Origin of the sequence: Mycobacterium sp. EPa45 (assembly GCF_001021385.1) — a bacterium.
Classification (GTDB): Bacteria; Actinomycetota; Actinomycetes; order Mycobacteriales; family Mycobacteriaceae; genus Mycobacterium.
In genome coordinates this window covers 4,152,859-4,178,523 of the sequence record NZ_CP011773.1, presented here as the reverse complement: position 1 = coordinate 4,178,523, position 25,665 = coordinate 4,152,859, and the positions used below count along the sequence as shown (strand labels likewise).

General features: G+C 66.8%; 26 protein-coding genes. 14 read left to right on the top strand and 12 right to left on the bottom strand.

What is annotated here, in order from left to right; translation table 11 throughout:
- Positions 1-12: 12 nt before the first annotated feature.
- The gene (locus tag AB431_RS20000) at positions 13-342 is read right to left on the bottom strand and encodes an ANTAR domain-containing protein (RefSeq protein WP_369802928.1); all 330 of its coding nucleotides are present in this window, start codon (positions 340-342) and stop codon (positions 13-15) included.
- Between the two features lie 63 nt (positions 343-405).
- Between AB431_RS20000 and AB431_RS19995 the strand changes: the two genes are divergently transcribed.
- Positions 406-1,392, top strand: a complete 987-nt coding sequence (locus tag AB431_RS19995) for an isopenicillin N synthase family oxygenase (RefSeq protein ID WP_047333620.1) — start codon at positions 406-408, stop codon at positions 1,390-1,392.
- 46 nt (positions 1,393-1,438) lie between these two features.
- Here AB431_RS19995 and AB431_RS19990 read toward each other — a convergent pair whose 3' ends face one another.
- Positions 1,439-2,653, bottom strand: a complete 1,215-nt coding sequence (locus AB431_RS19990) for a multidrug effflux MFS transporter (protein WP_047331399.1) — start codon at positions 2,651-2,653, stop codon at positions 1,439-1,441.
- A 69-nt stretch (positions 2,654-2,722) separates the two neighbouring features.
- On the opposite strand from AB431_RS19990, the gene AB431_RS19985 reads away from it, so the two are divergent.
- A complete protein-coding gene (locus AB431_RS19985; RefSeq protein ID WP_047331398.1) occupies positions 2,723-3,151 on the top strand; it encodes a MarR family winged helix-turn-helix transcriptional regulator in 429 nt (142 codons plus the stop codon).
- Here the strand turns inward: AB431_RS19985 and AB431_RS19980 are convergent, their stop codons facing one another.
- On the bottom strand, positions 3,152-5,122 hold the full coding sequence (locus AB431_RS19980) for a glycoside hydrolase family 15 protein (RefSeq protein ID WP_369803075.1): 1,971 nt from the start codon (positions 5,120-5,122) through the stop codon (positions 3,152-3,154).
- 152 nt (positions 5,123-5,274) lie between these two features.
- Between AB431_RS19980 and AB431_RS19975 the strand changes: the two genes are divergently transcribed.
- The 6 genes from AB431_RS19975 to AB431_RS19955 all read left to right on the top strand — a co-directional run bounded on the left by AB431_RS19975 (position 5,275) and on the right by AB431_RS19955 (position 9,581).
- Entirely contained in the window at positions 5,275-5,469 is a 195-nt protein-coding gene (locus AB431_RS19975; RefSeq protein WP_047331396.1) for a hypothetical protein, read from the top strand.
- A gap of 127 nt (positions 5,470-5,596) precedes the next feature.
- Positions 5,597-5,689, top strand: a complete 93-nt coding sequence (locus tag AB431_RS31600; protein ID WP_367646143.1) for an Ms4533A family Cys-rich leader peptide — start codon at positions 5,597-5,599, stop codon at positions 5,687-5,689.
- Between the two features lie 119 nt (positions 5,690-5,808).
- Positions 5,809-6,849 carry a sulfate ABC transporter substrate-binding protein gene (locus AB431_RS19970; protein ID WP_047331395.1) on the top strand — a complete coding sequence of 347 codons (1,041 nt, stop codon included), beginning with the start codon at positions 5,809-5,811 and terminating at the stop codon, positions 6,847-6,849.
- Entirely contained in the window at positions 6,846-7,727 is an 882-nt protein-coding gene (gene cysT, locus AB431_RS19965; RefSeq protein ID WP_047331394.1) for a sulfate ABC transporter permease subunit CysT, read from the top strand. Before AB431_RS19970 ends, cysT begins: the two co-directional genes overlap by 4 nt.
- Positions 7,724-8,536, top strand: a complete 813-nt coding sequence (gene cysW, locus AB431_RS19960) for a sulfate ABC transporter permease subunit CysW (RefSeq protein WP_047331393.1) — start codon at positions 7,724-7,726, stop codon at positions 8,534-8,536. The genes cysT and cysW overlap by 4 nt, the downstream gene beginning before the upstream one ends.
- A gap of 22 nt (positions 8,537-8,558) precedes the next feature.
- Positions 8,559-9,581 (top strand): sulfate/molybdate ABC transporter ATP-binding protein, encoded by a 1,023-nt coding sequence (locus AB431_RS19955; protein ID WP_082135751.1) that lies wholly within the window; start codon positions 8,559-8,561, stop codon positions 9,579-9,581.
- Here the strand turns inward: AB431_RS19955 and AB431_RS19950 are convergent.
- Genes AB431_RS19950 through AB431_RS19940 form a run of 3 tightly spaced genes read right to left on the bottom strand, consistent with a single transcriptional unit; the run spans position 9,578 to position 12,662 of the window.
- Positions 9,578-10,282, bottom strand: coding sequence for a sirohydrochlorin chelatase (locus tag AB431_RS19950; RefSeq protein ID WP_047331391.1), 705 nt, complete (start codon positions 10,280-10,282; stop codon positions 9,578-9,580). The two genes, AB431_RS19955 and AB431_RS19950, sit on opposite strands and share 4 nt — an antisense overlap.
- Positions 10,279-10,992, bottom strand: coding sequence for a phosphoadenylyl-sulfate reductase (locus AB431_RS19945; RefSeq protein ID WP_047331390.1), 714 nt, complete (start codon positions 10,990-10,992; stop codon positions 10,279-10,281). Before AB431_RS19945 ends, AB431_RS19950 begins: the two co-directional genes overlap by 4 nt.
- Positions 10,989-12,662 carry a nitrite/sulfite reductase gene (locus tag AB431_RS19940; protein ID WP_047331389.1) on the bottom strand — a complete coding sequence of 558 codons (1,674 nt, stop codon included), beginning with the start codon at positions 12,660-12,662 and terminating at the stop codon, positions 10,989-10,991. Before AB431_RS19940 ends, AB431_RS19945 begins: the two co-directional genes overlap by 4 nt.
- A gap of 307 nt (positions 12,663-12,969) precedes the next feature.
- Between AB431_RS19940 and hemW the strand changes: the two genes are divergently transcribed.
- Entirely contained in the window at positions 12,970-14,145 is a 1,176-nt protein-coding gene (gene hemW, locus AB431_RS19935) for a radical SAM family heme chaperone HemW (protein WP_047331388.1), read from the top strand.
- Here the strand turns inward: hemW and AB431_RS19930 are convergent.
- From AB431_RS19930 to AB431_RS19915, 4 genes are all read right to left on the bottom strand, one after another.
- Positions 14,142-14,801, bottom strand: a complete 660-nt coding sequence (locus AB431_RS19930; protein ID WP_047331387.1) for an RraA family protein — start codon at positions 14,799-14,801, stop codon at positions 14,142-14,144. The two genes, hemW and AB431_RS19930, sit on opposite strands and share 4 nt — an antisense overlap.
- Positions 14,802-14,830: 29 nt before the next feature.
- The gene (locus tag AB431_RS19925; RefSeq protein ID WP_235435710.1) at positions 14,831-15,559 is read right to left on the bottom strand and encodes a flavodoxin family protein; all 729 of its coding nucleotides are present in this window, start codon (positions 15,557-15,559) and stop codon (positions 14,831-14,833) included.
- A gap of 227 nt (positions 15,560-15,786) precedes the next feature.
- A complete protein-coding gene (locus AB431_RS19920; protein WP_047331385.1) occupies positions 15,787-16,020 on the bottom strand; it encodes a hypothetical protein in 234 nt (77 codons plus the stop codon).
- 148 nt (positions 16,021-16,168) lie between these two features.
- Positions 16,169-18,394, bottom strand: a complete 2,226-nt coding sequence (locus tag AB431_RS19915; RefSeq protein WP_082135750.1) for a bifunctional SulP family inorganic anion transporter/carbonic anhydrase — start codon at positions 18,392-18,394, stop codon at positions 16,169-16,171.
- Positions 18,395-18,763: 369 nt separating this feature from the next.
- On the opposite strand from AB431_RS19915, the gene AB431_RS19910 reads away from it, so the two are divergent.
- Positions 18,764-19,543: a response regulator transcription factor gene (locus AB431_RS19910; protein ID WP_047331384.1), complete on the top strand. Its 780-nt coding sequence runs from the start codon at positions 18,764-18,766 to the stop codon at positions 19,541-19,543.
- Complete coding sequence (locus tag AB431_RS19905; protein ID WP_047331383.1) at positions 19,540-21,066, top strand: cell wall metabolism sensor histidine kinase WalK; 1,527 nt, start codon at positions 19,540-19,542, stop codon at positions 21,064-21,066. The genes AB431_RS19910 and AB431_RS19905 overlap by 4 nt, the downstream gene beginning before the upstream one ends.
- On the opposite strand, the gene AB431_RS19900 is transcribed toward AB431_RS19905, so the two are convergent.
- A complete protein-coding gene (locus AB431_RS19900) occupies positions 21,021-21,344 on the bottom strand; it encodes a type II toxin-antitoxin system VapB family antitoxin (RefSeq protein ID WP_047331382.1) in 324 nt (107 codons plus the stop codon). The genes AB431_RS19905 and AB431_RS19900 overlap by 46 nt on opposite strands.
- A 194-nt stretch (positions 21,345-21,538) precedes the next feature.
- On the opposite strand from AB431_RS19900, the gene hrcA reads away from it, so the two are divergent.
- From hrcA to AB431_RS19885, 3 genes are read left to right on the top strand one after another with little or no spacing between them, the layout of a single operon-like run.
- Entirely contained in the window at positions 21,539-22,576 is a 1,038-nt protein-coding gene (gene hrcA, locus AB431_RS19895) for a heat-inducible transcriptional repressor HrcA (protein ID WP_047331381.1), read from the top strand.
- A 26-nt stretch (positions 22,577-22,602) separates the two neighbouring features.
- On the top strand, positions 22,603-23,745 hold the full coding sequence (dnaJ, locus tag AB431_RS19890) for a molecular chaperone DnaJ (protein WP_047331380.1): 1,143 nt from the start codon (positions 22,603-22,605) through the stop codon (positions 23,743-23,745).
- 3 nt (positions 23,746-23,748) lie between these two features.
- Positions 23,749-24,501, top strand: a complete 753-nt coding sequence (locus AB431_RS19885) for a 16S rRNA (uracil(1498)-N(3))-methyltransferase (RefSeq protein ID WP_047331379.1) — start codon at positions 23,749-23,751, stop codon at positions 24,499-24,501.
- A gap of 1 nt (position 24,502) precedes the next feature.
- On the opposite strand, the gene AB431_RS19880 is transcribed toward AB431_RS19885, so the two are convergent.
- Positions 24,503-25,654 (bottom strand): LuxR C-terminal-related transcriptional regulator, encoded by a 1,152-nt coding sequence (locus AB431_RS19880; RefSeq protein WP_235435709.1) that lies wholly within the window; start codon positions 25,652-25,654, stop codon positions 24,503-24,505.
- Positions 25,655-25,665 lie beyond the last annotated feature (11 nt).

Here is a 25,665-nt window from a genome sequence, read left to right as displayed (position 1 = left end):
CCGTCGTCATATCTACTGCGCGGAGACCGTGATCGCACGCGCGGCGAGCAGGTCAGCCCACGCGTCGAATGCCTCGGCCTGATGCGGAACCGAGGCGTCGGACGGTCCGGCGATCGCCACCAGTGCCCGCGCGATGCCGCCCAGGCTGACCCCGGTGCGCTGCACCACGGCCACCAGCTCGGCGAACGCATCCCTCTCCGTGCAGCCACGCAGACCCACCAGAATGCCGGTGGCCAAGTCGATTTCCCGGCGCGACGTGCTGACGGTGTGATAGCTCATGGGATCCATCGTCGGCGCGACGGTCACCGCAGGCAAGAGATCGAAGCACCGTGATTGCTTCACAGCCCTGCAGTTCAGGTGAACACCCGTGGCGCGGCGGCACGCCACTGCCGCACAATGACACTCGTGCTTCCCGTACTCGACCTCGCCGAAGCCGACCGGAACGCAGACATCTTCCGCTCGCGGCTGCGCGAGGCCGCCCACGACATCGGATTCTTCTATCTGGTCGGCCACGGGGTGCGGGACGCTCAGATCGACGAGGTGCTGACGCTGGCCCGGACCTTCTTCGCGCTTCCGCCGGCAGCCAAGAACGAGATCAGCCAGCTGAAAAGCCCGCAGTTCCGGGGCTACTCGCGGGTCGGGGGAGAGCTCACCAACGGCAAGGTGGACTGGCGCGAACAGATCGACATCGGGCCCCAGCGCCCCGTCATCGAGGACGCGGCCGGATACTGGCGACTGCAGGGACCGAACTTGTGGCCGGCCACCCCAGCCGGTTTTCGCGCCGCCTTCGAGCGCTGGGATGCCGCGCTGTCCAAGGTGGGTGTGCGCCTGCTGCGGCACTGGGCGGTGTCCCTGGGCGCCTCGGACGACACCTTCGACGCCGCTTTCGCCGACAAGCCCGCCACTCTGATCAAAGTCGTCCGCTATCCGGGGCGGGGCGACTACGCGCAAGGCGTTGGCGCCCATAAGGATTCCGGTGTGCTGACTCTGCTGTTGCTCGAGCCCGACTCAACCGGGCTGCAGGTGGAATCGGCCGACGGGGGATGGCTCGACGCGCCGCCGCTGGCCGGCGCGTTCGTCGTCAACATCGGCGAGCTGCTCGAGGTGGCGACCGGGGGATATCTGCGGGCTACCCGGCACCGGGTCCTGACGCCACCCCCGGGCACCGACCGGGTGTCGATTCCGTACTTCGTCAATCCGGCGCTGGACGCGACGATCCCGATCATCGCCCTGCCGCCCGAGCTTGCGGCCCGCTCCCGCGGGGTTGAAGCGGATCCGGACAATCCGATCTTCAACACCTACGGTGAAAACGCGTGGAAGTCCCGTACCCGCGCCCACCCGGATGTCGCCGAGCTGCATCACGGCACCAAGCCCTTGCTCTCCTCGCCCTGAGCGCAACCAAGGGCAGTAGCTGCTAGCGACCGCAAGCCGGCGTTGGTCAGCTGACTCGTCGCCCGGCGAGGAAGGCGGTCAGCGCCAGCACCGCCAGTGTCACCATGACCAGGGCGAGGGGTAAGGCGGTGTGCTCGCCGCCAAGGCTGACCAGTGGTGAAACGGCGGCGCCCAGGCCGAATTGCAGCGCGCCCAGCCCGGCCGATCCCGAACCTGCTGCGCGGGGGACGGCGCCCAGCGCGAGCGCGGTGGCGTTACCGAGGATCAATCCCTGGCTTGCGACGGCCACGAAGATCGGGATGGGGAGCAGCCAGGTCGGGGCCCCGGTGAGGACCAGCGCGAGCAGGCTCAGCGTCGCGATCATGGTCAGTACCAAGCCGATTCCGAGCAACGTGGCGGTGGAGATGCTCCGGTTCAGCCGCGCCGACAGTGAGCTGACGGTGACGATGCCCAGCGCGTTGACGCCGAACGCGATGCCATATTGGGCCGGGGTGAGGCCCACCATCACCTGATAGACGAACGGCGAGGCCGAAATGTAGGCCATCATCACCGCGAAGCCGAACGCGAACGCCAGCGTGTTGGCGATGTACGCCCGAGAACACAGTGCCTGCCACGGCGAGTTACCTTGTGCGGCAGTAGCTTTCATTTCAGCGCGCCGATGTGCCGGGTGGGATTCGCTTACGACGGCCACGGATGCGACCAGCATGGCGACCGTGATGGCGCAGACCACCCAGAGGATCCCTCGCCACCCGACGGGGCCGACGAGCAGTCCACCGGCGAACGGCGCGACCACCGGCGCGACACCGCCGACGATCATCATCAGGCTGAATGCCCGCCCCGCGGCCTTCCCGGCAGCCAGGTCGGAGATCACCGCGCGACCGATCACCATGCCGGCCGCGCCGGTGAACCCCTGGGCGAACCGGGCCGCGATGAGGACGCCGATGGTCGGGGCGGTAGCGGCGATCACGCTGGCGAGTACGCACAGCACCGCGCCGACGATCAGCGGCCCGCGCCGGCCGAGGCGGTCGGACAGCGGACCGAACAACAACTGCCCGAAGGTCAGCCCGAGCAGGAAGGCCGTCAGGGTGAGTTGCACGGCGGTGGCGCTGGCCTGCAGCTCCGCGGTCATCTCCGGGAATGCGGGGAGGTAGAGATCGGTGGCCACCGGTGCGACCGCATTCAGCAGAGCGAGCACCACGAGGAGCCACGGCGAGATGCCGTCGCGCTGGGGTGCCTGGGCGGCCTGGGTGGCGGTCGTCATCAAAGTCCTCGATCAGGTAGTTATGAGATAATAACTATTAAACCATAACTAGTGCGCTAGTATTTGTCCATGGATGGTGAGCTGGCCGATTTCGCCGAGGCGATCATCGGCGTCGGGCGGGAGCTTCGGCTTCGCCGCTATGCCGACGTCGTCGAGTTGACGCCGTCGGAGGCCAATGTGATGCGGCATATCGATCACCACCCGGGCGTCACGCCCAGTGACCTCGCGCGGGCGACCGGTCTGCAACGTAGCAATATGTCCACCGCGCTTCGAACCTTGGAACGCCGCGGCTTCGTCGAGCGCCGCACCGATCCGCACGACGCCCGCGGGGTGAATCTGTTTCCTACGGATCGGGCCGCCGAAAATCTCAAACGCCTGCGGCGGCAGTGGGCCGAGCAGATCCAAAGCGCCCTCGGCGGCGACCGGCAGGGCGCTGCGGCTGCCGCCGCCCTGCTCGAGCGGATCGAGGCGGCGTTGATGGCCGACCGCCTCGCCTGACTACATCGGCGCGTTCGCCGGCTGGAACCCTCCGGTGCTGTCGGCTTCTTCCTCGGCGCGGATCACGTGCACCACCGCGTTGATCAACGCCAGGTGGGTGAATGCCTGCGGGAAGTTGCCCAGGTGCCGGCCGGTCCGCGGCTCGATTTCCTCGGCGTACAGATGCAGCGGGCTGGCGAACGACAGCAGCCGCTCGCACAGATGCCGGGCCCGGCTCACCTCGCCGATCTCGACCAGCGCCGACACCAGCCAGAACGAACAGATCGTGAACGAGCCTTCCTCGCCGGAGAGGCCGTCGTCGGTCTCCTCGACGCGGTAGCGCAACACCAACCCGTCCTCGGTGAGCTCGTCGGCGATCGCCAGCACGGTGGCCCGCACCCGCGGGTCGTCCGACGGCAGGAACCGCACCAACGGGACCAGCAGCAGTGATGCGTCCAGGGCGTCATCGCCGTAGCGCTGGGTGAGCACCCCGCGCTGGTCGACCCCGTGCGTCAGGATGTCGGCCTTGATCTCCTCGGCGATCGCCCGCCACTGCTGTGCGTAACTCTTCTCGCCGACCAGCTCGGCCAGCTTGGAGCCGCGATCCAGCGCCACCCAGCACATCACCTTCGACGAGGTGAAGTGCTGCGGTTCGCCGCGCACCTCCCAGATCCCGCGGTCGGGCTCCTTCCAGTGCTTGATCGCCTCTTCGACCTGCTCCTTGAGCACCGGCCAGAGCTGATCGGAGATCTGCTCGCGTGACTTCGCGTGCAGGTACACCGAGTCGAGCATGGTGCCCCAGATGTCGTGCTGCATCTGGTTGTACGCGCCGTTGCCGATGCGCACCGGCCGGGCATTGTCGTAGCCGGAAAGGTGGTGCAGTTCTTCTTCGACGAGTTCACGCTCGCCGCCGACGGCGTACATCACCTGCAGCGGATGCCGTTCACCGTTGTTGGCGCCCGACACATCGGCGATGAAGGCGAAGAAATCGTCGGCCTCGCGATCCAGGCCGAGGGTGTAGAGGCCCCACAACGCGAACGTCGAGTCACGCACCCAGGCGTAGCGATAGTCCCAGTTGCGTTCGCCCTGCGGAGTCTCGGGCAGAGATGTGGTTGAGGCGGCGAGCAGTGCGCCGGTCGGCGAATACGTCAGCCCCTTGAGGGTGAGCGCACTGCGCTGGAGGTAGGACCGCCACGGGTGGTCGGGGAAGTCGCCGATGTTGATCCACTGTCGCCACGCCTCGCTGGTCTGCCACATCTTGTCGGCGGCTTCTTCGTAGGTCTGCGGCGACGGATGCTTCGACCAGGACAGGGCGACGAAGACGTTGTCGCCCTCCTTGAGGCGGGTACGCGCGCGTGCTTCCCGGCCCTCGAGACCGATGCGCAGATTGGTGGTCAGCCGCAGTGTGGGGTTGGCGTCCGGATCCTTGCGGGCCCGTGCGATCGCCTCGCCGTAGGCATTGGCGGAGTACTCCCAGGTGGCGTTGACCCGGCCGTAGTCGAACGAGGGCTCGCAGTTCATCACCACCTCGACAGTGCCGCTCACACAGCGCACGGTGCGCAGCAGGATGTGCTCGGCATCCCAGTCCATCGGGGTGCGCCGGTGCGTCCTGGACCGCGCCTCGATGTCGTGCCACGGACCCATCACGAGGGCCTCCCGCACGATCAGCCAGCCGGTGTGGGTCTGCCAGGTCGTCTCGAGGATGAGACTGCCGGGCAGATAGCGGCGGGCCGCCGGAACCGAGACCCCGTAGGGCCCCAACCGGAAGTGCCCGGCGCCGCGGTCCAGAATCGCCCCGAAAACGCTGGGGGAGTCAGGGCGGGGAACGCACAGCCATTCCACGGCGCCCGCCGACGAGATCAGGCAGGTGTTCTCGCAGTCGGAGAGGAAACCGTAGTCCGCGATCGGCGGAAAAGGGTTGCGCAGCGCAGCGGGCGAGGCATACGGTACCGGGGCCGTCACGGACAACGGCGGGGGCGTCTGGACGCGCACGGTGTCGGTGTTCTCTCCGGCCGGCTGGGCTTGCAGAACCATGGGGACATCATCGACCGCGGAGCCGCTTGGCGTCCACTTATGCCTTGATCCGTGGCTTTGCTGTTACCACCGGCAAGTAGTCGGCGGCGGCCGCGGCATACGCTGGTGCGATGCAGGGACTGCTGAGTTGGTGGGACGGCGTCGAACTGTGGTTGTCGGGCCTGGGTTTCGTCGTCCAGACGATCATCGTCATGCCCGTCGTCCTGGTGCTCGCCTATCTCATCGCGCTCGTCATCGACGCCATCCTGGGCAACGGCATCCGGCTGTTGCGCCGGGTGCGTCACGCTGACCGGCCGCAGGAGTGAACGGGATGCCCCGATCACGCGTCACGCTCGCCCTGGTAGCACTGCTGGTATTGGTCGTCGTGCTGTGGCTGGTAAACCGCTGATGGGTCGACTGGTCGTCCGCTGATTCTCTGTTAAGCTTCGCGCCATGCAATCGGCGACCGGCTACGGCGAGGGCCACATTCTGGCTCTCATTGCCGTCGGTGCGTTGGCCGTTGCTGATGTTGCATGTTGTCGCTGACACCCTTACCCGTCCTCGGTCTGGTGTCGGTGATTGTCATGGCATTCGTTTGTCGAACATCGCCATTCCGTTGCGACGGGGCTCGATTCGCCCGTAACCCGCAATGAGAAAGGCAAGCAATGCCCAAGATCCACATTCCCGTCCGTCGGTGGAGTACAGCCGTCGCGTTAGCGACGACCGCTACGGTGCTCGCCGCCTGCGGTGGCGGCGGCTCGAGCGATGTCGCCGGCGGTGGAAACCAGCCCAAGGCTGACACCACGCTGACGCTGGTGGCCTACGCCGTGCCCGAGCCAGGCTGGAGCAAGATCATCCCGGCGTTCGCGGCCACCCCCGAGGGCAAGGGTGTCGCGGTGACGACCTCCTACGGCGCCTCCGGTGACCAGTCGCGCGGTGTGGTCGACGGCAAGCCTGCCGACATCGTGAACTTCTCGGTCGAGCCGGACGTCACCCGTCTGGTGAAGGCCAACAAGGTGTCCGCCGACTGGAACAAGTCCGCCACCAAGGGCATCCCGTTCGGCTCGGTGGTGACGTTGGTCGTCCGCAAGGGCAACCCGAAGAACATCAAGGACTGGGACGACCTGCTGCAGCCCGGCATCGAGGTGGTCACGCCCAGTCCGCTGAGTTCCGGCTCGGCCAAGTGGAACCTGTTGGCGCCGTACGCCGCCAAGAGCAACGGCGGTCAGGACGAGCAGGCCGGCCTGGACTTCGTGACCAAGCTGGTGGCCGAGCACGTCAAGACGCGACCGGGTTCGGGCCGGGAGGCCACCGACGTGTTCCTGCAGGGCACCGGTGACGTTCTGATCAGCTACGAGAACGAGGCCATCAACACCGAGCGTCAGGGCAAGCCGGTCGAGCACATCAATCCGCCGCAGACGTTCAAGATCGAGAACCCGGTGGCAGTGGTGACCACCAGCGCTCACGTGGACAAGGCGACCGCGCTGAACAACTACCTCTATACAGCCGAGGGACAGAAGATCTGGGCCCAGGCCGGGTTCCGTCCGGTCGACCCGGCGGTGGCCGTCGATTTCGCCACCGACTTCCCGACGCCGCAGAAATTGTGGACAATCGCCGACCTCGGCGGCTGGAGCAAGGTGGATCCCGCCCTCTTCGATAAGGAGAATGGCACCATTACGAAGATCTACAAGCAGGCCACTGGATGACAGCAGCTATCGAGCCAAATCCACAGGCGGTCCGGCCCGAGCTCACCCCGAGTGAGCCGGGCGGGCCGTCCGGCTTCCTGACCCGCAGGCACGGCACCACGAGCCTGCGGGTCGGTGCCGCGTCGATCTGGCTGAGCGTCATCGTCCTGCTGCCACTCGCCGCGATCGTGTGGCAGTCGGCCAAAGGCGGTTGGCACGCCTTCTGGCTGACGGTCAGCTCGAACGCCGCGCTGGAGTCGTTCCGGGTGACGCTGACCATCTCGGTCGGGGTCACACTGATCAACGCGGTGTTCGGGCTGCTGGTCGCCTGGGTGCTCACCCGCGACGACTTTCCGGGTAAGCGTCTGGTCGACGCGGTGATCGACCTGCCGTTCGCACTGCCCACCATCGTGGCGAGCCTGGTCATGCTTGCGCTCTACGGGCCCAACAGCCCGATCGACCTGCACCTGCAGCACACCAAATGGGGTGTGGGCGTTGCGCTCCTGTTCGTCACGCTGCCGTTCGTGGTGCGTTCGGTTCAGCCGGTGCTGCTCGAACTCGACCGGGAGGTCGAGGAAGCAGCGGCGTCGCTGGGTGCGACGAATTTCGTCATCTTCACCAAAGTGGTGCTGCCCGCGTTGCTACCCTCCCTGCTGTCGGGCGCCGGGCTGGCGTTCTCCCGCGCGATCGGTGAGTTCGGCTCGGTGGTGCTGATCGGTGGTGCGGTGCCGGGGGAGACCGAGGTCTCCTCACAGTGGATCCGCACGCTGATCGAGAACGACGACCGCACCGGCGCGGCCGCCATTTCGATTGTGCTGCTAGTGCTCTCGTTCATCGTCTTGTTCATCTTGCGGGCGATCGGTTCGCGCGCCGCCAAGCGGGAGGAGTTGTCGGTATGATCCTGTCCCCCCTGGTGCGCTTCCTGCTCCGCTATGTCGCGCTGGCCTACATCCTGGTGCTCGTTCTGGTGCCGGTCGGGCTGATTCTGTGGCGGACATTCGCGCCGGGCTTCGGCGCGTTCGTCGCGTCCATCAGCACGCCCGCCGCGATCTCGGCACTGGAGTTGTCACTGCTCGTGGTGGCGATCGTGGTGCCGCTCAACGTGATCTTCGGGGTGCCGACGGCGCTGGTGCTGGCGCGCAACAAGTTCCGGGGCAAGTCGGCGCTGCAGGCCGTGATCGACCTGCCGTTCGCGGTGTCGCCGGTGGTCGTCGGTGTGGCCTTGATCCTGCTGTGGGGAAGCGCGGGGTTGTTCGGATTCGTCGAGAACAACCTCGGCCTGAAGATCATCTTCGGCTTTCCCGGCATCGTATTGGCCAGCATCTTCGTCACCGTTCCCTTCGTGATCCGCGAGGTCGAGCCGGTCCTGCACGAGCTCGGCACCGATCAGGAGCAGGCGGCGGCCACCCTGGGATCCAGCTGGTGGCAGACCTTCTGGCGGATCACCCTGCCTTCGATCCGGTGGGGACTGACCTACGGCATCGTGCTCACCGTCGCCCGAACCCTGGGTGAGTACGGGGCGGTGATCATGGTGTCCTCCAACCTGCCCGGCACATCCCAAACCATGACCTTGCTGGTTTCCGATCGTTACAGCCGCGGCGCCGAATACGGCGCCTATGCCGTCTCGACGCTGCTGATGGCCGTCGCGGTACTGGTCCTGGTCGTCCAGGTGATCCTGGATGCCCGGCGGGCCAAGGCGAGCGAGTAATCCGACTAGGAGAACGTCTTTCATGACCAATGCCATCACCGTCACCGGCGCCAACAAGCGCTATGGCGACTTCGCCGCCCTCGACAACGTCGATTTCGTGGTGCCTGCCGGCTCGCTGACCGCGCTGCTGGGCCCCAGCGGATCGGGGAAGTCGACGCTGCTGCGCGCCATCGCCGGATTGGACCAACCCGACACCGGCAAGATCACGATCAACGGGCGCGACGTCACCAACGTGCCCCCGCAGCGGCGTGGAATCGGCTTCGTGTTCCAGCACTACGCCGCGTTCAAGCACCTGACGGTGCGGGACAACGTCGCGTTCGGACTCAAGATCCGCAAGAAGCCGAAGGCCGAGATCAAGGACAAGGTGGATAACCTGCTCGAGGTCGTCGGGCTGGCGGGGTTCCAAACCCGCTATCCCAACCAGCTTTCCGGAGGCCAGCGCCAGCGGATGGCGTTGGCTCGCGCGCTGGCCGTCGATCCCGAGGTACTGCTGCTCGACGAACCGTTCGGCGCGCTGGACGCCAAGGTCCGCGAGGATCTGCGGGCCTGGCTGCGTCGCCTGCACGACGAGGTGCATGTCACGACGGTGCTCGTCACCCATGACCAGGCCGAGGCACTCGACGTTGCCGACCGGATCGCCGTCCTGAACAAGGGACAGGTAGAGCAGGTCGGCACACCGACCGAGGTCTACGACAGCCCGGCCAACGCGTTCGTGATGTCGTTCCTCGGCACGGTGTCGTCGCTCAACGGAATACTGGTGCGCCCGCACGACATTCGCGTGGGCCGCAACCCCGAGATGGCGATCGCAGCCGGCGACGGCACGGCAGAATCGACCGGCGTCGTGCGCGCCACCATCGACCGGGTCGTCTATCTGGGCTTCGAGGTGCGCGTGGAGTTGACCAGCGCCACCAATGGGGCGCCGTTCACCGCGCAGATCACCCGCGGTGACGCCGAGGCGCTGGGGCTCAAGGAGGGCGACAGTGTGTACGTGCGGGCCACCCGGGTGCCGCCGATCGCCGGTGAGGTCCAGGTCGCGGCCAGTTAGGCCGCGACCCTGGAGGCTGACGCCTGATCAAAGCGGTCGAGCACCGTCTCGGCGACCAGCCGATGCGCGCCCAACGGCTCGACCATGAGAAGGCCTGCGGCGTCGGCGATCGCGGCCACCCGGTCGGTGATGCGGCCCGGCGCGATGAACCACGGCGCCACGACGATCCGACGCGCGCCACGCTGACGCAGCAGCTCGATGCCGTCCTGCACCGAGGGCTGCGGCCCGGTCGCATAGGCGACCTGGACTCCCGACCAGCGGGTGCCGCGGCCCAACGTGTCGGCGAGCGCCGCGGTGCGTGCGTTGGCTGCGGCATGCGACGAGCCGACCGCCACCACGAGCACGCCGAGCCCCCGCTCGAACTGATGAATGTGGTACTCCGCCAAGCGTTCCCGCATGACCGCCAACAGGCGGAGATCTTCGCCCAGGGTGTCGGCTTGGAGCACGTCGACACCCGCATCGGCGATCATCGCCGGGATGTCGACGCGGGCGTGATACGCGCTCGCCAACAGCAGCGGCGCGACCACCCCCGGGCCGTCAAGTGTGCGCAGGACATCACCGAGATTGGGGGCGTGCTTCTCGCAGAACGCCACTCGCACGTCGAGCCCGGGCCGCAGCGCGCGGACATGCTCGGCCACCGCGTATGTGGTGACCGCCGAGCGCGGATCGGCACTGCCGTGCGCGGTGAGGATGAGCCTCACGAAACGTGAAGGCCGCATTCTGTTTTCGCCAAACCCTGCCAGCGTCCGCTGCGCGGATCGGCGCCCTCGACCGGCTTCGCTGTGCACGGGGCGCAGCCGATCGACGGATACCCTTCTTCGACAAGGGGATTCACCAGCACACCGTTGGCCTGGATGTAGGCATCCATGTCCTCGTCGCTCCATGCAGCGAGCGGGTTGATCTTCACCAGCTTGAAGCCTTCGTCGAAGCTGATGAGCGGCGCGTTGGCGCGGGTGGGCGCCTCGACGCGGCGGATACCGGTGACCCAGGCGGTGTAACCCTGAAGAGCCTTGCTCAGCGGTACCACCTTGCGTAGCCGGCAGCACTCGGTCGGGTTGCTGGCGAAGAGGTCCTTACCCAGCAGCTGGTCCTGCTCGGCCACAGTCTGCTCGGGTGTGACGTTCACGACGTGGATGTCGTACACCGCCTCGACCGCGTCGCGGGTGCCGATCGTCTCGGCGAAGTGATAGCCGGTATCCAGGAACAGCACGTCCACGCCGGGGCGCACCTTGGCGGCCATATCGACCAGCACCGCGTCCTGCATATTGGAGGCCACCACGTATTCACCGCCGAAATGCTTGTCGGTCCAGGCCAACAACTCCAACGCACTGGCGCCCTCGAGTTCGGCGGCGCCACGTTCTGCAAGCTCCCGCAGCTCAGCCTCGGTCACTCGCTCCACCCCAATACTCATCGCAACTCTTCTTCCTGTGCCCGTACGGCCCACTGGGCGAAACGCTCTCCGTCGTTCCTTTGTTTCACGAAGTTGCGGACCACCCGCTCGATGTAGTCACCGAGCTCTTCGCTGGTGACCTTGTGCTGGCGCAGTTTGCGTCCGAAACCGCTGTCCAGGCCCAGGCTGCCCCCCAGATGCACCTGGAAGCCCTCCACCGAGTCACCGTCGCCGTCGTCGACCATCTGGCCCTTGAAACCGATGTCGGCGACCTGAATGCGGGCGCAGGAGTTCGGGCAGCCGTTGATGTTGACCGTCACGGGTACATCGAGCTGGGCGTTGAGATCCTCCAAACGCTGCTCGAGTTCGGGTACCAGTACCTGAGCGCGGTTGCGGGTCTCGGCGAACGACAGCTTGCAGTACTCGATGCCCGTGCAGGCCATCAGATTCTTGCGCCACGACGACGGCCGCGACGGCAGCCCCAGCGCGTCCAGTTCTTCGGTCAGCCTGGCCAATTTTTCATCGGCGACATCGAGGATGACCAGCTTCTGATACGGCGTGAGCCGGATCCGGTCGGAGCCCGCGGCCTCCGCGAGGTCGGCGACCTTGGTCAAGATCGTGCCCGTCACGCGGCCCGCGATCGGCGCGACGCCGACGGCGTTGAGCCCGTTTTTCTGCTTCTGGACGCCGACGTGGTCGATCGGGTGCTTCAGCGGCTCCGGCGCGGGGCCGTCGATCAGCTTGCGACCCAGGTACTCCGTTTCGAGAACTTCCCTGAACTTCTCTACGCCCCAGTCTTTGATGAGGAACTTCAGCCGCGCCTTGCTGCGCAGCCGGCGATAGCCGTAGTCACGGAACACCGAGGTGACGGCCTCCCACACCTCGGGCACCTCGTCCAGCGGCACCCACGCGCCCAGGCGCTGGGCGAGCATCGGATTGGTGGACAGCCCGCCGCCGACCCAGATGTCCAGGCCAGGACCGTGCTCGGGATGGTTGACCCCGATGAACGCGATGTCGTTGACCTCGTGCGCGACGTCCTGCAGACCCGAGATCGCGGTCTTGTACTTACGCGGCAGGTTGGAAAACGACGGGTTGCCGATGTAGCGGCGCACGATCTCGTCGACCGCCCAGGATGGATCCAACACCTCGTCGACCGATTCGCCGTTGAGCGGGCCGCCCAGCACCACGCGCGGGCAGTCGCCGCACGCTTCGGTGGTCTGCAGCCCCACCGCGGCCAGCCGCTCCCAGATCTGCGGGACGTCCTCGATCCGAATCCAGTGGTACTGGACGTTCTCGCGGTCGGAGATGTCGGCGGTGTCGCGGGCAAACTCGGTGGAGATCTCACCGATGGTGCGCAGCGCGGCGGCCGACAGCGCCCCGCCGTCGCAGCGCACCCGCATCATGAAGTACTTGGCTTCCAGCAGCTCGGCGTTCTCGTCGCCGGTGAAGGTGCCGTCGTAGCCCTGCTCACGCTGGGTGTAGAGGCCCATCCAGCGCATCCGGCCCCGCAGATCGGTCTTGTCGATGCTGTCGAAGCCCTGCTTGGAGTACGTGTCGAGGATTCGTGCGCGCACGTTGAGTGCGTCGTCATCCTGCTTGAACTGCTCGTTGGGATTGAGTGGCTCGCGTTCGCCGAGGGCCCACTGGCCCTCACTGCGCTTCTTCGGCGCGGCCGTTGTCGGCTGACTCATGAAATGTGCTCCTCAAGGTCAAGGAGCTGGCGTTCGAATCGCGCTAATCCACCGGTGAGCTGTGTTCCGGCGGCGCAGATCCGGTCGGCCAGCTGAAGTACAGGTGGGCGGGTCTACGGCGTCAAGCCAGACAACAACAGGTACAGACGCGCTTGAAATCGACATGCCGCCGCACCACCAGCGCAGGGCTGCGCAGGGTCTGGGGGGCTGTCATGCGGGCCATTCTGCCACGAACCCCGTCGATAGCTCTAACCGGGCCAAATTTTGGCTCGCCGTGAGTAAAAGTCCGCTCTGCGACACTGGAAGCATGTCGGTCCGTCCCGCACCGACCGCCCTACCGGAACTGGCCCTCACGCCCGGCACGGCGTTCGGGGTCTATGTCCATGTGCCGTTCTGCGCCACGCGTTGCGGGTACTGCGACTTCAACACCTACACGGCCGGCGAGCTGGGCGGTGCCTCACCGCAGGGCTGGCTGACGGCACTGCGCACCGAGCTGGAACTGACTGCCGAACTGCTGGGCGAGGTGGCAGTCGATACGGTCTTCGTCGGCGGCGGCACCCCGTCGCTGCTCGGGGGTGCGGGCCTGACCCAGGTGCTGGGCGCTGTGCGGGACAACTTCGTGCTGGCCGACGGGGCGGAAGTGACCACCGAGGCCAACCCGGAGTCGACATCGCCGGAGTTCTTCGAGCAGATCCGGGCCGCCGGCTTCACCCGGGTGTCGCTGGGCATGCAGTCGACTGCGCCACGGGTGCTGGCGGTGCTGGACCGGACCCATTCCCCGGGCCGCGCGGTGCAGGCCGCTGCCGAGGCGACGGCCGCGGGTTTCGACCACCTCAACCTCGACCTCATCTACGGCACGCCGGGGGAGTCCGATGACGACCTCATGCGCTCGCTTGACGCCGCGCTGACCGCCGGCGTCGACCACGTCTCGGCCTACGCACTGGTCGTCGAGGAGGGCACCGCGCTGGCACGCCGGGTGCGCCGGGGCGAGATCAGCGCGCCCGACGACGACGTGCTCGCCCACCGTTACGAACTGATCGACAAGCGGCTGTCGGCGGCCGGCCTGGACTGGTACGAGGTGTCCAACTGGAGCCGGCTCGGCGGGGAGTGCCGGCACAACATCGGCTACTGGAACGGCGGGCAGTGGTGGGGCGCGGGGCCCGGAGCCCACGGGTTCGTCGGCGACACCCGGTGGTGGAATGTCAAGCACCCGAGCGCTTATGCCGAGCAGCTCGCCGAGGGCCGGCTGCCGGTGGCCGATTTCGAGCGCCTCGACGCTCACGCCCGCCACATCGAGAGCGTGCTGTTGGGGATTCGGTTGGGCGGTGGGCTGCCGGTATCGGTGTTGACGGAATCCGAACGGGCGCGCGCCGGCCGGGCGGTGGCGGAGGGTTTGTTGAGCGGTGTCGGGGATCGGCTGGTGCTCACCGACAGGGGCCGCTTGCTGGCCGACGCGGTGGTGCGCGACCTGCTCGACGATTAAAGTTCGCCGCTTCCCTGCCTCAGGACAGCCTGCGGGTCCTCGGTCTTGAGGGCTTCTTTGGCCTGATCCATCTTCGTCATGACGACCCGGGCGTTGGTCAAGATCTGTTCGGCCTCGGCGCCGGGGATCACCACGGCCGTGGAGCCTTTCGCGAAGATGACGTCTCCGGGGACGACGGTGACGCCCCCGACCGCAACGGGAACGTCGGCCAGGTACGGCTGGATTTCGTTGCCGCCGGCGCGGACCGTCTCCCCGCGACAGTAGGTCGCGAAGTTGTAGGTTCGCAGCTCCTCGAAGTCGCGGAGCATGCCGTCGGCGAGAATGCCCGCCATACCCAGGTTCTCGACGCGGCTGAGCTTCGTGCCGCCACCCAGCGACGTCGCGTGATAGCCGTTCGCCGCCATCACGAGTACGGCGCCGGCCGGATCGTGCCCGGCGACGGCCCGGTATATCGCCGGACCGAGACTGTGCTTCTGCGGGTCCATGAGGTCGGCGCGCACCGGCAGAAACGAGACGGTCACCGCCCGACCCACGAGCACTCGCGACGGGTCCGGACTGGCGAGCTCGATGATGTGAGCGCGATGGGGGTGCTGCATCTCCATGGCGTCGACGACGTCGGCGACGCCGAGGCCCTCAACCAGTTCTGGCAGCTGCATGGCCGGTTCCAACCTTTCGATTCAGGCGATCAGTCGGGCATGTGCTCGCGCATGTAGTTGATGGCGAGGTTCATCGCATCCGCCTTGACTTTGTTACGGCGCATCATCGTCGCGTTGAGCTCGGCGATGTTGATCTGATACGGGTTGTCGCGCAACAGTTTCGCCCCGAAGAGGAGGTTGATGGCGGTCAATTCGGCGTTGCGCCGGACATAGGGCGACAACTCGCCACCCGCCTCGATGTAACTAGCGCCCGGCCCGGCGTCTCCGACCCAATAGAGGTCGGTGTTGGGCGGGACGGTCACACCGAAGTGCAGCAGGTTCGCGAAGGTGTTCGCCACGCAGTCGTGGCTGCCGTCCTCGTTGCCGGTGACCACACAGCCTGCCACTGTCCCGTACAGCGGAAACTGTCCGGTCTTCTCGCACATCACCGTCTTGGTTGTGCCGTCGAGCCTTTCGATGACCCGTTGCATCACCGAGGAACGCACACCCATCCAGATCGGCATCGCCGGCACGATGATGTTGCAGCGCTTGACTTTCTCCAGGATCTGCGGCCATTCGTCGCCGTCACCCTCGTCGTTGCTGACGCCAGGCTTGACGTTGTAATCGACGACGCGGACGACCTCGGTCTCGATGTCGGGTTCGTGGGCCCGCAACCGCTCGATGAGCAGATCGCAGAGTGCGTCGGTGTTCGATGTCTCGGGAGAGCTCTTGAGTGAACAGTTGAGAAACAACGCGTAGAGCGGTCCTTCTCTTTTCATGTCGTGGAAGATCGAGGTTGCCAATTGCGGGCTCCGGTTGCCGGTCGTTGGGATATCGAAGGGCACTGCCGAGACGCAGAGTAACCGGGCCGTGGTCGCCGTTGGGTGCTCTCGGTGAAATCAGTTGAATCAATCTGTGCCGGCGACCAGCTGGTGCGGATACGGCAAGGCCGCGGGGAGCCTTGGGGGGTAGGCGCTTCCCGCGACCTTGCCTGCGGACCTGCCGGTTAGCCAAGCACCCACATCGGGATTCCGTTGAACCCGAACGACTGCTGTGGTGACGTGGCAGGAGGTGTGGCGTGAATCCGCGCGTGCCCGTTCTTCTGGCACATGGTCGCACCGCCCTTGTCCAGGCAGTCGACCGGGTTGGGCGTCGCGCCGGCGCTCGGCGCGAGGCTGACGGCCAGCGCTGCGGCGCCGGCGGCGACGAGCGGGGCGAGTTGGCGGAGTTTGATCGTCATTGATCGTCCTTTCCTGTGTCGGGAGAGAAACCGTTGCGGGAGTGTAGGTTTCGGTGATCTGCCCGATAACTTCACTCTATGCGGCGATTCGGAGCTGGTCACTGTTTTCATGTCAACATCAAATCTATTGAATGCCAATCGGACTCGATTATCGGACAGTGAACCCGTTGGTCTGCAATGCTGCGGCAGCCGTCGGCTCGACGTGCAGCACTTTGGCACTGGCGATGTCGTAGAACAATCCGACGACCTTGAGTCGGCCTTGCTGGTGCTGGTCAAGGATCAACGGGTGCCGCACCAGAGTGTCTACTCCGACCGCCACGCTGACCATGCTCAGCTGGTCCGCGATGTCGAAGCCCTGCTCGGCGGCCGACTGCGCGATGGGATGCCGGCCTTCATCGAAGGCATCCAGAGCCGGCTGGGCGTACTTCAGCCACGATCGCAGATGTTCCTCTCCGGGCAGCCCATCGCCCGCGACTCCCTGCTCCCGCAGTGCGGCATGCATTGCGCCGCAGGCGGAATGGCCGCACACAACGATCGAGGACACCTTCAGCCTGCCGACCGCATACGCAATCGCCGCTTCCACCGATTGATCGAGCTGTTCGGCCGGCACCAGGTTGCCGACGTTGCGCACCGTGAACAGGTCGCCGGGCCCGCTGGTGGTGATCGCATGGGGCACGATCCGGGCGTCGGTGCAGGTGATGAACAGCGTCTCGGCTTGGTGGGCGTGAGCCAATTTTTGCATGTGGGAACGTATTTGGGGGGCGGTCCTGCGGTGGTAGACCTCCAGGCCGTCGAGAACCGACTTTGGTGGGGTGTCGTGCCGTTCCCGGCCGTTGGTCGTGTGCGGGTCCTGCCAGGAACTCCACGGCACCATTCCGAGCCGCTTGTCGATCAGGGAAAAGGCGCGCTGCGGCGGCCCGTCAAGCGCACTGCGAAGTTCGACCGAGCCGACCTCCTGCACCAGCACGCTTCCGCCGGAAGCCTCATGCTGCCGCTGCCAGTCCTCGATGACCTGGTGTGCGGCGTGGTCGATGAAGTCGACGGAGATCTCCAGCGTTACCCGCACGCCGGGAGGTACCGACGCCAGCGTCTTGTGCAGCTGGGGAAGGGACAGGAACGTGGCCGACCCTTCCACCGCGACCCGCCAGTCATCGTTGCCCGCGTCGTCATCGGCCGGCGCGGCATGGATCCTCGCGCGCGCCACCCGCCACACGGTCAACGCGATCGCCAGGGCCAACCCCAGCAGAACGCCCTCGAGGAGGTTGAGGAAGACCACTCCGGTAATCGTCACCAGGTACACCGCTATATCGCCGGTCCGCCGAGCCGTCTTGATGTGGCTGAGCTTGACCAGCTGGATCCCGATGACGATCAGCAGCCCGGCCAGTGCCGCCGTCGGGATCTGCTGGGCCAGGCCGGCGAACGGCAGCGCGAAGACCAGAACCCACACGCCGTGCAGGATCGCCGAGGCGCGGGTCTTTGCACCGGCGGTGACGTTGGCCGAACTGCGCACGATCACACCCGTGATCGGTAGGCCGCCGACCGCACCCGATACGACGTTGGCGGCGCCCTGGCCCACCAGTTCGCGGTTCAGGTTCGACCGCGGGCCGTCCTGCATGCGATCCACCGCGACCGCGGTGAGCAAGCTCTCGACGCTGGCGATGAGCGCGACGGTGATTACGCCCGTCGCGAACGCACCCCAGTTGCCGTCCGGGAGGCCGGGCGGTTGCAGCGCATCGAGCAGGGAACCGTTGAGCTGAATGCGGGGCACAGTCATCGCGAAGAGCAGCGACACTGCGCTGGCGACGACGATCGCGACCAGCGGGCCGGGCACCTTGCGAATCGGTGTTGGCACCCAGCGCCAGGTCACCAGTATTGCGATCACCAGCAGCCCGACGGCCAATCCGGCGTGATCGGCGGCGAGCAGCTGGCCGGGAAGTTCGGTGATATTGCGCCAGGCCGAGCTCTCGGAGCTGCCGCCCAGCAGGACGTGGACCTGCTGGAGCGCGATCGTGACGCCGATGCCGGCCAGCATGGCGTGCACGACCATCGGCGAGATCGCCAGCGCCGCGCGCCCCACCCGGCTGACGCCCAGCAGTACCTGCAGGATGCCCGCGCAGACCGTGATTGCGCAGGTCACCGCCCAGCCGAATTCAGCCACCAGGCCCGCGACGATCACGGTCAGGCCGGCGGCGGGACCGCTGACCTGCAGCGGCGATCCGCCCAGGGCGCCGGCGACCACACCGCCGACGATCGCCGCGATCAGGCCCGCCAGCACCGGTGCGTCGGAGGCGATGGCGATGCCCAAAGACAGTGGCAGGGCCACCAGGAAGACCACCAGCGACGCCGGTAGGTCGTAGCGCAGGATCCTGGACATCCTGCCCGGGTCGTCAGAACCCTCGATTGGCGCGGTTGAACGCTGCAAGGCCAGACTCCTGTCTGCATATGCGAGATCGTGTGATTGACAGTCGATTCACGGATCGGGCCGCCGATGCGGCACGAATTCACAAGCGCGACAGTAGGTGTGGTGTCAGGCCGCCTTCAAGGAATCCATATCGGATCCATATCTACCCGCACCCAGCGTCGTCGAGTCGTGACGAAAATGTGTCGCGCCTAACAGCGAATCGCGGAAAGCCATGGCTCCGAACGCAATTCGTCGACGTCTGCGTAAGTGCTACGACCGGCCAAAATATGAAACAGATATGGGGTCCATGACAGATTCGTGTGTTTTCACCAGAATCGAAGTATGGCTATACCGGTCGCACCGTCTTCCTCCCGTCCACTCCGCCCCCGTCAGGCCATCCTCGGTCAGCTTCCGCGCATCTCCCGAGCAGACGGCTCGCCCATCCGCGTGCTGCTCGTCGACGATGAGCCTGCGCTCACGAATCTGGTCAAGATGGCCCTCCACTATGAGGGCTGGGAAGTGGAAACAGCCGGTGACGGCCGCGACGCGTTGACGAAGTTCCGGGACTTCGAGCCGGACCTGCTGGTGCTGGACATCATGCTGCCCGACACCGACGGACTGCAGATCCTCAAGATGACCCGAGAGGCAGACGGGTACACGCCGACGCTGTTCCTGACGGCCCGCGACTCGGTGATGGACCGGGTGACCGGGCTGACCGCGGGTGCCGACGACTACCTGACCAAGCCGTTCAGCCTCGAGGAGTTGGTAGCCCGGTTGCGCGGCCTGCTGCGGCGTTCGAAGGCCACCACCGCACCCGAGGACGAGGTGCTGAAGGTGGGGGATCTGGTGCTCGACGGTCCGAGCCGTGAGGTCACCCGCGGTGACGAACCGATTTCGTTGACCACCACCGAGTTCGAGTTACTGCGCTATCTGATGCGCAACCCGCGCCGCGCGGTGACCCGCGCCGAGATCCTGGACCGGGTATGGAACTACGGCTTCGGCGGCCGGTCCAGCATCGTCGACCTCTACATCTCCTATCTGCGCCGCAAGGTCGACGCCGGACGTGAACCGATGATCCACACGGTGCGCGGCGTCGGCTACATGCTGCGGCCAGAGCGGTGAGGCAGACCAACGACACGAGGCGGTGGCATCCGCGCTCGCTGCGTCGGCGCTTGGTGATCTGGGTATCGGCGATCAGCAGCATCGCGATGATCGGCATCGGCGCGGTTGCGGTGATGAGCCTGCGCGACGAGGCGGTCAGCCTTGCCAACAGTCAGGTGTCCAATTCGCTTGCCGCCTTTAGCTATTCGTACGCAAAGGCCAAGCGGTACGGGGAGATCGAACAACCTGCCGCAGACGGTGGCCATAGCGACCTGAATGAGTTCCCTGGCCAGGGGCCGGGCACCGTGATCGCGATGCTGCGCGACGACCGCGCGGTGTACGGCAGTGCATTCACCGACGGTGAACCCGTCCCCGCCCCGTCGGACGTCCTGCGGGCGTTGGAGACGATCGACTGGCGCAAGGGCGACCCGCAGACCGTCGACCTCGCCAGCATGGGTTCGCATCGGGTGGGGCACCGGGATTTCCCCGGCGGCGAACGGCTGGTGTCGGCAGTGTCTCTGGATCTGGCGAACAAGACCGTCGCCGGCAAGGGCCTGACCGTGGCGGTGCTGGTGATCCTCGCCGTCGCGGTGACCGCGATCGGGACGATGATCGTGGTGAATTACGCCTTGCGGCCGCTGCGGCGCGTTGCCGATGTCGCCGGACAGGTCGCCGCGCTGCCGCTCGATGCCACTGACTACCGGATCACCGCCCGCGTCAGCCCGGCCGACACCGACCGCCGCAGCGAGATCGGCGTCGTCGGCCACACCCTCAACCGGCTGCTGGCCAACGTCGACTCCGCGCTGGGCGAGATTGCCGCGTCCGACCGCCGGACCCGCCAGTTCCTCACCGACGCCAGCCACGAGCTGCGCACCCCGCTGGCGGCGATCCTCGGGTATGCGGAACTGACCCGCCAGGACAGCGAGGTGCTGCCGCCGACCACCGAATACGCGTTGGCCCGGATCGAGGCGGAGTCACGGCGGATGACCTCGCTGGTGGCCGATCTGCTGCTGCTGTCGCGGCTCGACGAGGGCGGCGACCTCGAGCTCGAGGACCTCGATCTGTGCGATGTGGTCGCCGATGCGGTCAACGACGCCGCGGTGACCGCGCCCGATCACCACTTCATGCTCGACCTGCCCGAGCGCGCGATCTGGGTTCGCGGTGACCGGGCCCGGCTGCACCAGCTGTTGGCGAACCTGCTCGGCAACGCCCGGGTGCACACCCCCGCCGGAGTCACCGTCAGTACGTCGCTCACCACGGGCCGCGACGGGCAAGTAGAACTGGTCGTCAGTGACGACGGGCCCGGCATCCCCGAGGAGATCATGCCGAATCTGTTCGGCCGGTTCGTCCGAGCCGACAAGTCGCGGTCGCGAGACCTGGGTTGCAGCGGCCTCGGGTTGGCGATCGTGTTGTCGATCGTCGAGGCGCACGGCGGGACCGTCAGCGCGCAATCAGGTCCGGGCAGAACGCAATTCAGGGTGCGGCTGCCGGCGGCCGGTCAGCTGGCCGAGAACTGGTCGGCCTCGCTGCCGTCCATGTCGTAGACCCGTGCGTGCAGGACCGTGCGATTGCGCAGGGCGGCTCGCACCGCCCGGTGCAGGCCGTCCTCGAGGTAGATCACGCCCCGCCAGCGGACTGCGTGCGGGAACAGATCTCCGTAGAAGGTGGAATCTTCGGACAGCAGGCGGTCCAGCGCCAGGACCGTGGTCGTGGTGACCAACTCGTCGAGGCGGATCTGTCGTGGCGGAATCTGCGACCAGTCGCGGTAGGACAGGTTGTGCTCGGGATATGGCTTGCCGTCCCGAACGCCTTTGAAGATCATCGGGCCGTCGTCCCGGCGCCACCCGCCCGAACCCGCATCACCATTCGAGCAAGGCTAGTCGCTGGTCGCCGGAACGTCAGCGCTGGGCGAACATCCGTGCGCCTGCGCGCACCCGCGCGGTGGCACTCGGGGTGCGTGGGTGCTAATTGTGCTGATTATGTCCGTAAAATGGAGACGAATTGGAGGTGTACCGGATGGGAAGTGCTGACGACCGTCGTTTCGAGGTGCTCCGCGCCATCGTCGCCGACTTTGTTGCGACCAAGGAGCCGATCGGATCCAAGGCCCTCGTCGACCGCCACAACCTGGGCGTTTCCAGCGCCACCGTGCGCAACGACATGGCGGTTCTCGAGGCCGAGGGATACATCACCCAGCCCCACACGAGCTCCGGGCGGGTGCCCACCGAGAAGGGCTATCGCGAGTTCGTCGACCGCATCGACGAGGTCAAGCCCCTGTCGGGTTCCGAGCGCCGGGCGATCCTGGAGTTCCTGGAGTCGGGTGTCGACCTCGATGACGTGCTCCGACGTGCGGTGAAGCTGCTCGCGCAGCTGACCCGTCAGGTGGCGATCGTCCAGTACCCGACGCTGTCGACCTCCACGGTGCGGCATCTCGAGATCGTGGCCCTGACGCCGGCCCGGTTGCTGATGGTGGTGATCACCGATTCCGGCCGGGTCGACCAGCGCATCGTCGAGCTGGGCGACACCATCGACGAGCATCAGCTGTCCCAGTTGCGGGAGTTGCTCGGCCAGGCGCTGGAAGGCAAACGCCTGGCGGCGGCCTCGGTCGCGGTGGCTGACCTGGCCGCGCGACTTGATGGGTCGGGCGGATTGGGCGATGCGGTCGGCCGCTCGGCGACCGTGCTGCTGGAGTCGTTGGTCGAGCACAACGAGGAACGTCTCCTGATGGGTGGCACCGCCAACCTGACCCGCAACACCGCCGACTTCGGCGGGTCGCTGCGCTCGATCCTGGAGGCCCTCGAGGAACAGGTGGTGGTGCTTCGGCTGCTGGCCGCGTCCCAGGAAGCGGGTAAGGTCACGGTACGTATCGGCCAGGAAACCGAGGCTGAACAGATGGCCGGAACGTCGGTGATCAGCACGACCTACGGCAGCTCGGGCACCGTGTACGGCGGAATGGGTGTTTTGGGACCCACCAGAATGGACTATCCGGGAACTATCGCCAATGTCGCGGCGGTTGCGATGTATATCGGCGATGTCCTAGGACACCGAGCCGGCTAGCCGCCGGGGAATTCGAAAGGTCAAGAGTGGCACGGGACTACTACGGCTTGCTCGGGGTGAGCAAGGGCGCCAGTGATCAGGAGATCAAGCGCGCCTATCGAAAGCTGGCCCGCGAATACCATCCCGACGTCAATCCGGACGAGGAAGCGCAGCACAAGTTCAAGGAGATCAGCGCCGCGTACGAGGTGCTGTCCGATCCGGAGAAGCGGCGGATCGTCGACCTGGGCGGCGACCCGTTGGAAGGCGCCGCGTCGGCCGCCAACGGATTCAGCGGCTTCGGCGGTCTGGGTGACGTGTTCGAGGCGTTCTTCGGCGGTGGCGGCGGATCGCGCGGTCCGATCGGCCGGGTGCGGCCCGGCTCGGATTCACTGCTGCGGATGCGGCTGGACCTGGCGGAGTGCGCGACCGGAGTCACCAAGCAGGTCACCGTCGACACCGCAGTGCTCTGTGATGTGTGCCAGGGCAAGGGAACCCACGGCAACTCCAGCCCGGTGGCCTGCGACACCTGCGGCGGGCGCGGCGAGGTGCAGTCGGTGCAGCGTTCCCTGCTGGGGCAGGTCATGACGTCGCGACCGTGTCCGACCTGCCGCGGTGTCGGAGAGGTCATCCCCGACCCGTGCCACCGGTGCGCCGGTGACGGACGGGTGCGTGCCCGCCGCGAGATCAGCGTGAAGATCCCGGCCGGGGTCGGTGACGGCATGCGGGTCCGGCTGGCTGCGCAGGGCGAGGTCGGCCCGGGCGGCGGTCCGGCAGGCGACCTCTATGTCGAGGTTCACGAGCAGCAACACGACGTCTTCGTCCGCGATGGCGACGACCTGCACTGCACCGTGTCGGTGCCGATGGTCGACGCCGCGCTCGGCACCTCGGTCACCGTCGACGGCATCCTCGACGGACTGACCGAGATCACCATCCCGCCGGGGACCCAACCCGGCTCGGTGACGACGTTGCGCGGGCACGGCATGCCGCATCTGCGTTCGGGTGTGCGGGGTGACCTGCACGCGCACATCGAGGTCACGGTGCCCGGCAAGCTCGATGCGCGTGCCAAGGAACTGCTCGGCGAGTTCAAAGCCCGCAGCCACGCCGAACCCGAGGTCAAATCCACGCACGCCGTGGCCGGCAATGCCGGCGGACTGTTCAGCCGGCTGCGCGAGACATTCAGCGGCCGTTAGGCGTTGGCCGACACGCTGTTCTACGCCGACGCCATCCCGGCGGTCGGTCAGTGTGCTGTCGTCGACGGCGACGAGGGTTTCCACGCCGCCACGGTCCGGCGCATCCGGCCCGGGGAGCGACTGGTCCTTTCCGACGGCGCGGGCACCCTGGCCCGCTGCGAGGTCGACGAGACCACCAAGCGCGGGTTCTCGGCTCAGGTGCTGCAGCGGTGGACGGCTACGCGCCCGCATCCGCCGGTGACGATCGCGCAGGGCATTCCGAAATCCGAGCGTTCTGAGCTGGCGATCGAATTGGCCACCGAGGCCGGCGCCGACGACTTCATTGCCTGGCAGGCCGACCGGTGCGTGGCGCGCTGGGACGGTGAGCGCGCGGAGAAGGGCCTGCGCCGTTGGCGTGCCGTCGCCCGTTCGGCGGCCCGGCAGTCGCGGCGCGCCTACATCCCGGACATCGACGGACCGATGACGACAGCGGCTCTGGCGGGCGAGGTCGCCGAGCGGGCGGCTGCCGGTGGACTGATCCTCGCGCTGCACGAGTCAGCTGACCGTCCACTCGCGGAACTGCCGGTGGCGCAAGCGGATTCGATCATGTTGATCGTGGGCCCCGAAGGCGGGATCAGCGACACCGAACTCGCCCGACTCGCCGATGCAGGTGCGACGGCCGTCCGGCTCGGCCCCACGGTGCTGCGCACCACAACCGCCGCCGCGGTGGCGCTTGGTGCGCTCGGCGTCCTCACCGAGCGGTGGTCGAGCAGCTGAGTCAGGCCGGATCGGGCCGGGCTGCCAAGCGCGCGTAGATCGACGCCGCCTCGGCGCGGTTGCTCGCGTGCAGCTTGCGAAGTACCCGTTTCACATGGGATTTCACCGTGCCGGGGGTGATCACCAGTTCGTCGGCGATCTGCTGGTTGGTGCGCCCGTCGGCCATCAGCCGCAACACCTCGGCTTCGCGGCGGGTCAGCATCTCGTGCACCCGCGATTCAACCTCCGCCAGCCGGCGGCTGGCCGTGCTGCGCTCGGCAGGTTCGACTTTGCGCAGTTCCAGGTCGGCGTCCTGGAGGGCTTGGGCGGCTTGCTCGGCGGTGGCCAGCGCGTTGCGCACGTCAGCGTGCTGGCGGCGCATCCGCTCCATCAGCACGGTCCGCTCGAAGGCGTAGCCGAATCCCTCGGCGAATGCCCACACGGTGTCGCGGTCGATTTCGTCGACGGTGCGCCCGGAGTACAGCCGGTCCGCGTGCAGGAATCCGATCACCCGTCCGGTCGGCATGACGGGCGCCGCGACGTAGGAGTGGGTCAGCGAGAAGTCGATGATCGGGCGGTTGACGCGCGGATCGTTGCGGGCGTCGCGCACGATTTCCGGTGCGTGCCTGCGGATCATCTGCGTTTCGAGGAGCATGTGGTCCAGCGGCGGGGCGACGGACTGGGCGAAGGCGACCATCTTCTCGGCGCCCTCGACGTCGTCGCCGAAGTACGCCGACTCCATCACCATTTTGCCCTGGTGCACCCGGAACAGCACCGCGCGGTCGAAGCCGCACGACTCGACCAGTTCGCGCGGGGCGCGGTCGACGATCTTGGCGATCTCGTCGATGCCGCGCAGCTTGGATAAGCCTTCCTGCACCCGCAGCAGCGCCAGGGTGCGGCGCCGCGCGCTGTCCTCGATCAGCTGGCGTTCCAGTAGGGACAAGTCGAGTACGGCTTCCAGAGCGGCAAGCGCTTGTTCGTCGCCGAGCGCTTCGAGCGCCTCGCGTACCAGGGTGGCCTGCGCGTCGACGGTGTCCGCGACGGCCCGGACCGGGTCGTCGGCAGGTTCGACGATACCCAGCCGGCAGGCCTCGTCGTAGCGGCGGGATACCGCACTGACTGGTTGGGCTTTGGATGCCCAGCCAGGGTGATTGCCGTCGATCAGCGCGGTCACGGGCAAAGAGT